Genomic DNA, 13294 nt, shown 5'->3' with positions numbered 1-13294 from the left:
GCTCTGTTGAACATTTTTGCGAACATTTCGGGGGATGAAGGGCGATGTTCATCCAAACGGTTATATAAATGAGGAAATGCGCGGCAAAGCGATTTCGGTCGTTTGTTTATGCCGCCCAATCGATCATTTTTTTGGACAGGAGTGAATAAGCATAGAAAAGCGGAAACAGTGCGCTGAAAAGACGGAGAGGACGGAGGGGGAGACTAATGCAGTGGCATACGCTCGCGGCCAGCGATGTCGCGCACGAAACGAAGACGAACGTCAAGACCGGGCTTACCGCAGCGGAGGCGGAAAAGCGGCTGCGGCAGTTCGGGTACAATGAGCTGGCGGAAGGGAAGAAGGAGTCAGCCATCGTCGTCTTTTTTCGCCAGTTTCAAGATTTTATGGTGTTGGTGTTGCTGTTGGCAACGGTGATTTCCGCGTTTTTGGGCGAGTACGTCGATGCGGTGGCGATTGTCGTCATCGTGATCATGAACGCCATCCTCGGGTTTATCCAAGAGCGGCGGGCGGAAAAGTCGCTCGCTGCTTTAAAACGGTTGTCGGCGCCGCAAGCGGTGGTGCTGCGCGGCGGGGAGTGGGTGAAAGTCCCGGCGCGCGAGCTTGTTGTCGGCGATGTGGTGCGGCTGGCAAGCGGCGACCGGGTCGGGGCCGACGTCCGCTTGATTGAGGCAGCCGGCTTGGAAATCGAGGAGTCGGCGCTGACGGGCGAATCGGTGCCGGTGGCCAAATCGGCTGCCCCTCTGCGCACCGCCCAGGCGTCGTTGGGTGATTTGCACAATATGGCGTTTATGGGGACGCTCGTGACAAGAGGGAACGGGATCGGGATTGTCATCGCCACGGGGATGAAAACGGCGATGGGGCAAATCGCGACGATGCTTGAAGAGGCGGATGCGGGAGCAACCCCGCTTCAGCGCCGGCTCGAGCAGCTTGGGAAAATTTTGCTTGTCGTCGCCTTGGCGCTGACGGCCATGGTGGTGGCCGTCGGGGTCGTTCAAGGACACGACGTGTATGAAATGTTTTTGGCCGGCGTATCGCTCGCTGTTGCCGCTATTCCCGAAGGGTTGCCGGCCATTGTGACGGTCGTCTTGGCGCTTGGCGTGCAGCGGATGATCAAACGAAACGCCATCGTCCGCAAGCTTCCGGCGGTGGAAACGCTCGGCTGCGCTTCGGTCATTTGTTCCGACAAAACGGGGACGATGACGGAAAACATGATGACCGTCACGCAAGTATGGGCAGGCGGACGGACATTTGCGGTCAGCGGCGTTGGCTTTGACATGGCCGGCGAGTTTTCCGAACGGGGCCGGGCGGTGGATCCAACCCGCGTTCCCGAGATCGCCCGCCTATTGACGATGGCGGTGCTTTGCAATCGTTCGGAGTTGAAAGAGGAAAACGGGCGGCGCTATGTCGACGGCGATCCGACCGAAGGGGCGCTGCTCGTTGCGGCGGCGAAAGCGGGATTGGCGAAAGGAATGGTTTGGCGTGAGTATACGGTCGAGCAGGAGTTTCCGTTTGATTCGGAGCGAAAAATGATGACGGTGATCGTTCGCGACCGAAACGGCCGCCGGTTGGTCGTGACAAAAGGGGCGCCCGATGTGCTGCTTGAGCGGGCGGACCGCCTTGAATGGAACGGCCGCGAACAGGTGCTGACGCCGGCTTGGAAAGAGACGATTGAGAAGGCGATTCGCCAGATGGCGTCTTCCGCCTTGCGCACGATTGCCGTCGCGTACCGGCCGCTTGCGGAGACAGAACGGATCGTGTCGGAGAAGGAGGCGGAAACAAAGCTGCGGTTCCTCGGCGTCGCCGGCATGATCGATCCGCCGCGGCCTGAGGTGAAGCAAGCGGTGGCGCGCTGCAAAGAAGCGGGCATGAAAACGGTGATGATCACCGGTGACCACGTGTTGACCGCCACCGCCATCGCCAAACAGCTGGGCGTGCTCCCGCCCGGCGGCCAAGTGATGGACGGGGCGACGCTTTCGAAGTTATCGGTCGATGAGTTGGAACGCGCTGTCGATGACATTTACGTGTTCGCCCGCGTTGCTCCGGAGCATAAGCTGAAAATCGTCAACGCTCTCAAACGGCGCGGCCATATCGTCGCGATGACCGGGGACGGGGTGAATGATGCGCCTGCGCTGAAAGCAGCCGATATTGGCGTCGCTATGGGCCGATCGGGGACAGAAGTGGCGAAAGAGGCGGCGTCGCTCGTTTTGTTGGATGACAACTTTGCGACGATTGAGGCTGCGATTGAAGAAGGCCGCAACATTTACGAAAACATTCGCAAGTTTATCCGCTACTTGCTCGCCTCGAACGTCGGGGAAATTCTTGTCATGTTGTTTGCGATGCTGCTGGCGTTGCCGCTGCCGCTCGTGCCGATTCAAATTTTGTGGGTCAATCTTGTCACCGACGGTTTACCAGCGATGGCGCTCGGGCTCGACCGGCCGGAAGAAAACGTGATGAAGCGGCCGCCGCGCCGCCCCGATGAAGGGGTGTTCGCGCGTGGGCTCGGCTGGAAAATCATAAGTCGCGGCGTTTTGATCGGCGCGGTGACGTTGGCCGCGTTTTTGACGGCCTATGAACGGAGCGGCGAGGATCTCGTTTACGCCCAGACGGCGGCGTTTGCGACGTTGGTGCTGGCGCAGCTCATCCATGTGTTTGACTGCCGCTGCGATCGTTCGATTTTTGACCGCAGTCCATTCGGGAACATGTATCTTGTCGCGGCGGTGGCCGTGTCGCTTGCCTTGCTATTGGTTGTCATCTACTATCCGCCGCTCGCTGCGGTGTTCCATACGAAGCCGCTCGCCGCGGTCGATTGGCTGCTCATCGTCGGTCTGTCCGCCTTGCCGACATTTTTGTTTGCTGGCTCGTTTCGGGCGAGAAAATAAAACGTGGTTATGGTATAATGAAAAAGGTGATAGAGGCAAGCTCTATGACCTTTTCTTTTTCATCATGACAGCAACGGATGTGATGGCATGGTTTACAGCATGACTGGCTTTGGCGCGAGCACGAAAAAAACAGACCGTTTGACGGTGGCGGTGGAAATGAAATCCGTCAACCATCGGTTTTGCGAAATTTCCATCCGCCTCCCTAGACAATGGCTCGTGTTTGAGGATAAAATAAAAAAAGCAATTTCATCGTACGTGCGGCGCGGAAAAGTGGAAGTGTTCGTCACGATCGCCGGCGACGGGCTGGTCAAGCGGCGCATACATATCGATTGGGAGCTGCTTTCGCAGTATCGCGCCGGCTGCGAAGAGGCAGCAAGGCGGTTCGCTCTAGACGGCGGCGTGACGGCAGCCGATCTGTTTCGGTTGGACGGAGTCGTGGAAGTGATTGAAGAGGAAAGCGGCAATGAAGAGGTTGAGCCGCTGCTGTTGGCAGCGGTCGATGAGGCGGCCAAGGCGCTTGCCGCTATGCGTCGGCGCGAAGGGGAGGCGCTCGCTGCCGATTTGCGGGAGCGTTTCCGAGAAATTGAAGCGAGCGTTGTCGCCATTGAACAGCGGGTGCCGCTTGTCATGGAACAATACCGTGAGCGGCTTGAGCGCCGCCTGCGCGAATGGGTGCCCGCTCCGATCGATGAAGCGCGCTTGCTCGCCGAAGTGGCGGTGTTTGCCGAAAAGGCGGACATTCATGAGGAGTTGAAACGCATTCGCAGCCATTTGGCGCAAATGGCGGACGCCTTAGAAATGGACGAACCGGTTGGGCGGAAGCTCGATTTTTTGGTGCAGGAGCTGAACCGGGAAGTGAACACGATCGGCGCCAAGGCGAACGACAGCTTCATTGCCGCGCAAGTCGTGGAGATGAAAAGCGCGATCGAGAAGATGAAAGAACAGGTGCAAAACGTCGAATAGTCGAATAACGGTTTAAAACAGCTTGCCGGCGGCAACAATATCGAATATGGCAGGTGGGCGTGTCATGGTGAAATTCATCAACATCGGGTACGGAAATATGGTGTCAGCCGCCCGCATCATTACGATTGTCAGCCCCGATTCGGCGCCGATTAAGCGGATCATTCAGGATGCGCGGGAAAACGGCAAGCTCGTTGACGCAACGCACGGGCGGAGGACGCGCGCCGTCATCATCATGGACAGCGATCACGTCATTTTGTCGTCCGTGCAGCCGGAAACGGTGGCGAATCGTTTATACGGAAGCGATGATTTTTCCGAGGAAGGGCAGGGTTTGGGACGTTGAAAAACGAACGGGGACTATTGATCGTCATGTCAGGGCCGTCCGGCGTCGGCAAAGGAACGGTGCGCAAAGCGCTGTTTTCGCGGCCGGACATCAATCTTCATTATTCGGTGTCGGTCACGACGCGTAAGCCGCGCGAAGGCGAAGTGGAAGGCGTCGATTACTTCTTCCGCACGCGCGAGCAGTTTGAACAAATGATCCGCGAAAACAAGCTGCTCGAGTGGGCGGAATACGTCGGCAACTACTATGGCACGCCGATCGACTACGTGGAGAAAACGCTCGCCGAAGGGAAAGACGTGTTTTTGGAGATCGAAGTGCAAGGGGCGATGAAAGTGCGGCGGGCGTTTCCGGAAGCGCTCTTCATTTTCCTCGCGCCGCCAAGCCTCAAGGAGCTTGAGAAGCGGATCGTCGGGCGCGGCACCGAATCGAAAGAGCTTATTGAAAACCGGCTGCGGGCGGCGAGGGAGGAGCTAGAAATGATGGACGAGTATGACTACGTCGTGGAGAACGATGAAGTGGAGCTCGCCTGCGACCGGATCAAGGCGATCGTCATCGCCGAGCATTGTCGGCGGGAGCGCGTCGCCAAACGCTATAAACGAATGTTGGAGGTGGAATGACGATGTTGTACCCTTCCATCGATTTGCTGATGCAAAAAGTCGATTCAAAGTATAAGCTCGTCACCGTGGTGGCCAAGCGGGCGCGCGAGCTTCAAGACGGCGCGGAGCTGACGGTGAAAAAGCCGGTGTCGAAAAAATTCGTCGGCCAAGCGCTTGAGGAGATCGCCAGCGACAAGGTCGAATTAGTGGAAGAAAAATAACAACCTAGCTGTTAGGTTGTTATTTTTTTAAGATGGAGAGGTGGCCGAGATGATTAGGGGAAAACATATTTTGTTATGCGTCACCGGAGGGGTCGCGGCCTATAAGGCGGCGGTGCTCACCAGCCAGCTCACCCAGCGCGGCGCCGAAGTGAAAGTGATCATGACCGAAGGGGCGTGCCAGTTCATTACGCCGCTGACGTTTCAAGCATTGTCGCGTCAAGAAGTGTATGTCGACACGTTCACGGAAAACAATCCGGCCGTTATCGCTCATATCGATTTGGCCGATTGGGCCGACCTCGTTCTCATCGCCCCGGCGACGGCCAATACGATCGCCAAGCTGGCTGCCGGCCTCGCTGACAATATGGTGACGACGACGATTTTGGCGACGAAAGCGCCCGTCTGGATCGCTCCGGCGATGAACGTCCATATGTACGAGCATCCGGCCGTCCAAGCCAACATCGAGCGGCTCTACCAATTCGGCTACCGGTTTATCGAGCCGTCGGAAGGCTATTTGGCGTGCGGCTATATCGGCAAAGGGCGGCTGGAGGAGCCGGAGAAAATCATCGCCCATATCGAGCGGTTTTTCGCTGATGATCCGCCGCTGTTTCGCGGTCGACGCATCCTTGTCACCGCTGGGCCGACAAGGGAGCGGCTTGATCCGGTCCGCTATTTTTCCAATTATTCGAGCGGCAAAATGGGCTATGCCATCGCTGAAGCGGCGGCTCGCTTTGGCGCCTCGGTGACGCTTGTTTCAGGTCCGACGGCGCTTTCTGCGCCGGATGGCGTCGAGACGGTGATGGTCGAATCGGCGGAAGAAATGTATGAAGCCGTGTCATCCCGCTTTGCCGATACGGACATTGTGATCAAAGCGGCGGCGGTCGCCGATTATCGGCCCAAATATGTGGCGGCCTCTAAAATCAAAAAGCAGCCAGGGGACTATGTGGTCGAGATGGAGCGGACCGTGGACATCTTGAAAGCGCTTGGTGAGCGAAAAACAAGCCAGATTTTAGTCGGTTTCGCCGCCGAGACGGACCATCTTGAACAGTACGCGCGAAAAAAGCTGGAAGAAAAGCGGCTTGACTTGGTCGTCGCCAACGATGTCACCGAAGAGGGAGCGGGGTTTGCCGGCGATACGAACATCGTCACCATTTTCCGCCGTGACGGCGCCGTCCGCCGATTGCCTCTACTGTCCAAGCGCGAGGCGGCGGTGGAAATTTTAAAAGAAATTCATGCCTATATCGAGGGGATTCAATGAAAGTGGCAGCGGTCATTGTCGACGTTCCGACACGGCAGACGGACCGTCCGTTTGACTACTTGATTCCTGAACGCTGGCGCGGCGTGATTCAGCCGGGCATGCGGGTGACGGTGCCGTTTGGGGCGCGGCGGTTGCAAGGATTTGTTGTGGACGTAAAAGATCATTCTGAGATCGAGTCATTGAAGGCGATTGAAGAGGTGCTTGATGTCGTGCCGGTGTTAAACGGCGAGCTGCTTGATCTTGGCCGCCATTTGACGGAAACGACGCTTTGTTTTGCCATCTCCGCCTATCAGGCGATGCTGCCGGCGGCGATGCGAGCGAAATATGAGAAGGTGCTCCGTTTGGCAGAAGAGGAAAGACGGGGCGAGCTTCCCGATGAGTTGAAGTCGCTGTTTGCCGGACGGACGGAAGTGGCGTGGAACGAGGTTGAGGCCGCCGGTTTATGGCGCGCGGCGCAAAAAGCGGTGCAGCAAGGCGTGCTCGAAGCCGTTTATAACGTGAAAGACAAAGCGGGGAAGAAAATGGTGAAGTCCGCCGCTCTTGCCGTTTCGGCCGAACAGGCGGAACAGGCGCTTCATTCGCTGCCGGCGCGGCAAAAGGAAGCGGTGTCGTTTTTGCTCAAGCGGGGGGAAGCGGTCCCCATTGCCAAACTGCAAGCAACACTCGGCATTTCCTCTGCCCCGCTGAAGGCGCTTGTGGAGAAAGGATTGGTTGTTGTTCGCGATGTCGAAGTGTATCGCGATCCCTATGCGCATCGCACGTTTCAGCCGAGCGAGCCGCTGGCGCTCACCCCGGCGCAGGCGCAAGCGTTGGCGAAGATCACCGCTTCAGTGCGCGCCGGGGAACATCGCACGTTTTTGCTTTACGGCGTCACCGGCAGCGGAAAGACGGAAGTGTATATGCAGGCGATCGAAGAAGTGTTGCGCCAAGGAAAAGAGGCGATCGTGCTCGTGCCGGAAATTTCGCTGACGCCGCAAATGGTTGAGCGCTTCAAAAGCCGGTTTGGCCCGAAAGTAGCGGTGCTTCACAGCGGGCTGTCGGTCGGCGAAAAATATGACGAATGGCGGAAAATTCATCGCAAAGAGGTGCAGCTTGTCGTCGGCGCGCGCTCGGCGGTGTTCGCCCCGTTTGAAAACTTAGGGATGATCATTATCGATGAGGAGCATGAGACGAGCTATAAGCAAGAGGAGATGCCGCGCTACCATGCCCGCGATGTCGCCATTTACCGCGCTCGTCGCCACGGCTGTCCGGTCGTGCTCGGCAGCGCCACCCCGTCGCTCGAGACGTTCGCTCGCGCCGCCAAAGGGGTGTATGAGCTGCTCGAACTGCCGGAGCGGGTGGCCGACCGCGCCTTGCCGGACGTTCATGTGGTCGATATGCGCGAGGAGCTGCGCAGCGGCAATCGCTCGATGTTTTCGCGGCGATTGCTTGATGAGTTGCGCCTTCGGCTGGATCGTGGGGAGCAGGCGGTACTGTTTTTAAACCGGCGCGGCTATTCGACGTTTGTCATGTGCCGCAGCTGCGGCTATGTCGTCCGTTGTCCGCATTGCGACATTTCGCTGACGTATCATCGCGCCGGAGAGCGGATGAAATGCCATTATTGCGGCCATGAAGAGCCGCTTGTCCCTCGCTGTCCGTCGTGCGGAGGGGAGCATCTCCGCTTTTTCGGCACCGGCACGCAAAAGGTGGAAGAAGAGTTGGCAAAGTTGCTGCCAAAGGCGCGCGTCATCCGGATGGACGTCGATACGACCGGGCGGAAAGGGGCGCATGAGGAGCTGTTGTCCCGCTTTGCCGCGAAAGAAGCCGATATTTTGCTCGGCACGCAAATGATCGCCAAAGGGCTTGATTTTCCTGACGTGACGCTCGTTGGCGTGCTCGCCGCCGATACGATGCTTCATCTGCCCGATTTCCGGGCTGCTGAGAAAACGTTCCAGCTGCTGACGCAAGTGAGCGGGCGCGCCGGACGGCACGAGCTGCCCGGCCAAGTCGTGATTCAAACGTACACGCCGGATCACTACAGCATTCAATTGGCCGCCCGCCATGACTACCGTTCGTTTTATCGGCGCGAGATGGCGCTGCGCAAAGCCCACGGCTATCCGCCTTATTACTATTTGACGCTCATCACGGCCGCTCATCAAGAAGCGCCGGCCGCGGCCAAAGCGGCGGAGAAAATCGCCGGCTATTTGCGCAAGCAGCTGTCGAACGAAGCGATCATTCTCGGACCGGTCGCTTCGCCGCTCGCCCGCCTTCACGATCGATATCGCTACCAATGCATGATAAAATACAAGCGGGAACCGAATTTGTCAGCTGCGCTCAAAGCGGTGATCGACCGTTATCAGACGGATGCCGCCCATGGCGGCGTCACCATCACCGTCGATATGAACCCTTACATGATGATGTGAACAATGGAGGAATGGCGTTGTCGATTTTGCCGATTGTGACGTATCCGAATCCGATTTTAGAACAGCCGTGCGCGCCGGTGACCGCCTTTGATCGCCAGCTCGGCCGGCTGCTTGACGATATGTATGAAACGATGCTGGCTGCTGATGGAGTCGGGCTCGCCGCTCCGCAAGTCGGCATCGCCAAACGGGTGGCTGTCGTCGATGTCGGCGATGAGCACGGCCGGATTGAGCTCATCAATCCGGTCATTGTCGAGGCGCGCGGCGAACAAGTGGATGTTGAAGGCTGCTTGAGCTTTCCAGGGCTGTTTGGCGAAGTGCCGCGCGCCGAGTACGTGAACGTGCGGGCGCAAAACCGGCGCGGTCGCCTGTTTACTATCTCTGCGACCGGCTTTTTGGCCCGCGCGCTTCAGCATGAAATCGACCATTTGCACGGCGTGCTGTTTACCTCAAAAGTGATCCGTTACTGCGATCTTGAAGAATTGGAAGGATAGATGCCAATGACGAACATTGTCTTTATGGGAACGCCTGACTTTGCCGTGCCGATTTTGCGGCAGCTGCTTGATGACGGGTATCGGGTGGCAGCCGTTGTCACCCAGCCGGACAAGCCGAAAGGGCGAAAGCGCGAGCTCGTTCCGCCGCCGGTCAAGGTGGAAGCAGAGAAGCACGGTATTCCGGTGTTGCAGCCGACGAAAGTTCGCGACCCGGAACAATACGAACAAGTGCTGGCGTTCGCGCCTGACTTGATCGTGACAGCGGCGTTTGGGCAAATTTTGCCGAAAGCGCTGCTCGATGCGCCCAAATACGGCTGCATCAACGTTCACGCCTCGCTTCTTCCTGAGCTGCGCGGGGGAGCGCCGATCCATTACGCCATTTGGCAAGGAAAAACGAAAACGGGCGTTACGATCATGTACATGGTCGAGCGGCTCGATGCCGGCGACATGCTGGCGCAAGTCGAGGTGCCGATTGCAGAAACCGATACTGTCGGCACGCTTCATGATAAATTGAGCGCCGCCGGGGCGAAACTATTATCAGAAACGCTCCCGCTTTTGCTCGAAGGTGCCGTCACGCCCGTTCCGCAAGACGAAGAGAAGGCGACCTATGCCCCGAATATCCGGCGCGAACAAGAGCGGATTGACTGGACGCAGCCGGGCGAGGCCATTTACAACCATATCCGCGCCTTCTGCCCGTGGCCGGTCACGTATACGACCTACGGCGGGAACGTCTGGAAAATTTGGTGGGGGGAAAAAGTGCCGGCGCCAAGCCTAGCGCCGCCGGGGACGATGGTGGCGCTGGAGGACGATGGCATCGTCGTTGCGACCGGCAATGAGACGGCCATTAAAATTACTGAATTGCAGCCGGCCGGCAAAAAGCGGATGGCCGCCGGCGAGTTTTTGCGCGGCGCCGGCAGCCGGCTGGCGGTCGGCATGAAGCTAGGAGAGGACAATGAACGTACGTGAACTCGCTTTAACGACGCTGTTAGCTATCGAACAAAACGGAGCCTACAGCCATTTGCAGCTGAATGACGCCATCCGGAAAGGGCGTCTTGACGGGCGCGATGCGGCGCTGCTGACGGAAATCGTGTACGGCACGGTGCAGCGGCGCGATACGCTCGACTATTATTTGACGCCGTTTTTGCGCAAGGCGCGCCGTCTTGAGCCATGGGTGCGGGTGCTTCTTCGCCTGACCTTGTACCAAATGGTCTATTTGGACCGCGTTCCGGATCGCGCCGCCATTTTTGAAGCGGTGGAAATCGCCAAGCGGCGCGGCCATCGCGGCATCGCTTCGCTCGTGAACGGCGTTTTGCGCGCCATCGGCCGCGAGGGGCTGCCGTCGCTTGATGCGATTCACGATCCCGGAAAGCGGCTCGCCGTCGCGACGAGCCATCCGGAGTGGCTCGTCCGGCGCTGGATCGAACAATACGGCTTTGATGAGGCGGCGCGCATGTGCGAGACGAATTTGCGCCCGCCGCAATCGACCGCCCGCGTCAACCGGTTGAAGGCAACGGTAGAGGAGGCGCTTGAGCGGCTTGACAGCGAAGGAGTGAAGGCCGTTCAAGGTCAACTCGCCCCGGAAGCCATTCGCGCGGAAAAAGGGAATTTAGCCCATACGGAGGCGTTTCGCGCCGGCTGGCTGACGATTCAAGATGAAAGCTCGATGCTTGTCGCCCGAGCGCTCGATCCGTCCCCCGGCGAGCGAGTGCTCGACTGCTGCGCGGCGCCGGGCGGGAAAACGACCCATATCGCCGAACGGATGGACGGCCGCGGCGAAGTGGTCGCCGTCGACATTCACGAGCATAAAGTGAAGCTCATTGAGCAGCAGGCGCAACGGCTCGGCCTTGACAATATCACGGCGCTCGCTCTTGACAGCCGTCGGCTCGGCGAGCGGTTCGCTCCCGAGTCGTTTGACCGCATTTTAGTCGATGCGCCGTGCACCGGATTCGGCGTCATCCGCCGCAAGCCGGAAATCAAGTATACGAAAGGGAAAGACGATGTCGCGGCGCTTGTCGACATTCAGCAAGCCATTTTGCGGGCCGCCGCTCCGCTGTTGAAAAAAGGGGGCGCGCTTGTCTACAGCACATGCACGGTCGAGCGCGAGGAAAACGAAGACGCGATCACCCGTTTTTTGGCCGACCATCCGGACTTTTTCCTTGATGCTGGCCTCCTCGAACGGCTGCCCGAACCGGTGCGGCCGCATGGGAAAGGCGGCATGCTTCAGTTGCTGCCGCATCATTTTGATTCTGACGGGTTTTTTATCGCCCGGTTACGAAAGAAGGTGTAAAAAATGGAAATTGTTCATCCAGCTGCCCGCCGGCCCACCGGCGAAGAGCAGTTGCCGCAGCTGCCGTCGATTTATTCACTGACGCTTGACGAACTGAAAGAATGGCTTGTCTCTCACGGCGAAAAGCCGTTTCGTGCCACACAAATTTACGAATGGCTGTACGAAAAGCGCGTCACCGACTTTGCGGAGATGACGAACTTGCCCAAACGGCTGCGCGAACAGCTCGCCGCGTCGTTTTCCATCACCACATTGAAAACGATTGTGAAGCAGACATCAAAAGATGGGACGATCAAATTTTTGTTTGAACTGCATGACGGCTATTCGATCGAGACGGTGCTCATGCGCCATAACTACGGGAATTCCGTGTGCGTGACGACGCAAGTCGGGTGCCGCATCGGCTGTACGTTTTGCGCCTCGACGCTTGGCGGACTGAAACGCCATTTAGAGGCGGGCGAAATCGTCGCCCAAGTCGTGCAAGTGCAAAAGGCGCTCGATGAAACAGGCGAGCGCGTCAGCAGCATCGTCGTGATGGGCATCGGCGAGCCGTTTGACAACTATGACGCGCTGATGACGTTTTTGCGCATTGTCAATCATCCGAAAGGGCTGAACATCGGCGCTCGTCATATTACTGTCTCCACGAGCGGCATCATCCCGAAAATTTACCAATTTGCCGATGAAGGGATGCAAGTGAATTTCGCCGTCTCGCTGCACGCGCCGACGACTGAGCTGCGGACGAAGCTTATGCCGATCAATAAGGCGTATCCGTTGCCGAAGCTGATGGAGGCCATTCGGTATTACATTGAAAAAACCGGCCGGCGCGTGACGTTTGAGTACGGATTGTTCGGTGGGGTGAACGACCAGCTTGAGCATGCGGAGCAGCTGGCCGAGCTGATCAAAGGGCTGAAATGCCATGTGAACTTAATTCCGGTCAACTACGTGCCGGAGCGCAACTATGTGCGCACGCCGCGCAGTCAAATTTTCGCCTTTGAACGGGCGTTGAAAAAACATGGAATTAACGTGACCATTCGTCGCGAACACGGACATGACATCGATGCCGCCTGCGGACAGCTTCGCGCGAAGGAGCGAAAAGAAGAGACGAGGTGAATCGGATGCGAGCCGTTTTCCGAACCGATATCGGGCAAATTCGCGAACATAACGAAGACAGCGGCGGTGTGTTTGTCAATCAAAGCGGCCAATATTTAGCGGTCGTTGCCGACGGGATGGGCGGCCACCGAGCCGGCGATGTGGCCAGCTCGATGGCGGTGGCGTATTTGCAGGCGCAGTGGGAGGAAGCGCCCGGCCTTTCGTCACCGACCGAGGCCGAGCAATGGCTCAAGACGCAGATTGAGGCGGCCAACGCCCAGCTGTTTCGGCATGCGCTTTCGCATCCGGAATGTCAAGGCATGGGGACGACGATCGTCGGCGCGATTTGCGCCGACGCGTTTGTCACGATCGCCCATATCGGCGACAGCCGTTGCTATTTGTTGAATCAAAGCGGAATTCAGCAGCTGACGGATGACCATTCCCTTGTCAACGAGCTTGTCAAAAGCGGGCAAATTTCCAAGGAAGACGCCGAGCATCATCCGCGCAAAAACGTGCTCTTGCGGGCGCTTGGCACTGAGCCGATGGTGAAGCTGGACGTCAAAACGATTTCCATCGATGAGGGGGATTTGCTCCTTTTGTGCTCGGACGGTTTGTCCAACAAAGTGACCGAAGCCGACCTACTCCATACGTTGACAAGCGGCCGCACGCTCGAGGAAAAAGCGGAGGCGCTCATCCACCTAGCCAATGAGCGGGGCGGGGAAGACAACATTTCGCTGGCGGTCATCGATTTTTCAGCGGAACGTGAAGGCGGGTGATCAT

General features: G+C 58.0%; 12 protein-coding genes. All 12 read left to right on the top strand.

The genetic code is table 11. From position 1 onward, the window contains the following. The first annotated feature begins 206 nt into the window (after positions 1 to 206). The 12 genes from NST29_RS12035 (at position 207) to NST29_RS11980 (ending at position 13290) form a co-directional block, all read left to right on the top strand. Complete coding sequence (locus NST29_RS12035; RefSeq protein WP_339232190.1) at positions 207 to 2879, top strand: calcium-translocating P-type ATPase, SERCA-type; 2673 nt, start codon at positions 207 to 209, stop codon at positions 2877 to 2879. Between the two features lie 87 nt (positions 2880 to 2966). Then, positions 2967 to 3842 carry a YicC/YloC family endoribonuclease gene (locus tag NST29_RS12030; RefSeq protein ID WP_033017958.1) on the top strand — a complete coding sequence of 292 codons (876 nt, stop codon included), beginning with the start codon at positions 2967 to 2969 and terminating at the stop codon, positions 3840 to 3842. A gap of 46 nt (positions 3843 to 3888) precedes the next feature. Further along, positions 3889 to 4182: a DUF370 domain-containing protein gene (locus NST29_RS12025; protein ID WP_033017959.1), complete on the top strand. Its 294-nt coding sequence runs from the start codon at positions 3889 to 3891 to the stop codon at positions 4180 to 4182. Beyond that, entirely contained in the window at positions 4179 to 4796 is a 618-nt protein-coding gene (gene gmk / locus NST29_RS12020) for a guanylate kinase (RefSeq protein WP_033017960.1), read from the top strand. Before NST29_RS12025 ends, gmk begins: the two co-directional genes overlap by 4 nt. A 2-nt stretch (positions 4797 to 4798) precedes the next feature. Then, positions 4799 to 4996, top strand: coding sequence for a DNA-directed RNA polymerase subunit omega (gene rpoZ / locus NST29_RS12015; RefSeq protein ID WP_033017962.1), 198 nt, complete (start codon positions 4799 to 4801; stop codon positions 4994 to 4996). Between the two features lie 49 nt (positions 4997 to 5045). Beyond that, complete coding sequence (coaBC, locus tag NST29_RS12010) at positions 5046 to 6251, top strand: bifunctional phosphopantothenoylcysteine decarboxylase/phosphopantothenate--cysteine ligase CoaBC (RefSeq protein WP_033017963.1); 1206 nt, start codon at positions 5046 to 5048, stop codon at positions 6249 to 6251. Continuing rightward, positions 6248 to 8653, top strand: a complete 2406-nt coding sequence (priA, locus tag NST29_RS12005) for a primosomal protein N' (protein ID WP_033017965.1) — start codon at positions 6248 to 6250, stop codon at positions 8651 to 8653. Before coaBC ends, priA begins: the two co-directional genes overlap by 4 nt. 17 nt (positions 8654 to 8670) lie before the next feature. After that, positions 8671 to 9144 carry a peptide deformylase gene (def, locus tag NST29_RS12000; protein ID WP_033017971.1) on the top strand — a complete coding sequence of 158 codons (474 nt, stop codon included), beginning with the start codon at positions 8671 to 8673 and terminating at the stop codon, positions 9142 to 9144. Positions 9145 to 9150: 6 nt separating this feature from the next. Beyond that, positions 9151 to 10110, top strand: coding sequence for a methionyl-tRNA formyltransferase (gene fmt / locus NST29_RS11995; protein ID WP_033017967.1), 960 nt, complete (start codon positions 9151 to 9153; stop codon positions 10108 to 10110). Next, entirely contained in the window at positions 10097 to 11431 is a 1335-nt protein-coding gene (gene rsmB / locus NST29_RS11990; protein ID WP_339232188.1) for a 16S rRNA (cytosine(967)-C(5))-methyltransferase RsmB, read from the top strand. The genes fmt and rsmB overlap by 14 nt, the downstream gene beginning before the upstream one ends. A gap of 3 nt (positions 11432 to 11434) precedes the next feature. Continuing rightward, positions 11435 to 12535, top strand: a complete 1101-nt coding sequence (gene rlmN / locus NST29_RS11985; RefSeq protein WP_033022904.1) for a 23S rRNA (adenine(2503)-C(2))-methyltransferase RlmN — start codon at positions 11435 to 11437, stop codon at positions 12533 to 12535. Between the two features lie 5 nt (positions 12536 to 12540). After that, positions 12541 to 13290, top strand: a complete 750-nt coding sequence (locus tag NST29_RS11980) for a Stp1/IreP family PP2C-type Ser/Thr phosphatase (RefSeq protein WP_033022905.1) — start codon at positions 12541 to 12543, stop codon at positions 13288 to 13290. The last annotated feature ends 4 nt before the right edge of the window (positions 13291 to 13294 follow it).

It is taken from the genome of Geobacillus sp. FSL W8-0026, assembly GCF_037966255.1.
Lineage (GTDB): Bacteria > Bacillota > Bacilli > Bacillales > Anoxybacillaceae > Geobacillus > Geobacillus icigianus.
The sequence above is the reverse complement of the archived record's forward strand: the minus strand, read 5'-3'. Positions and strand labels throughout refer to the sequence as shown.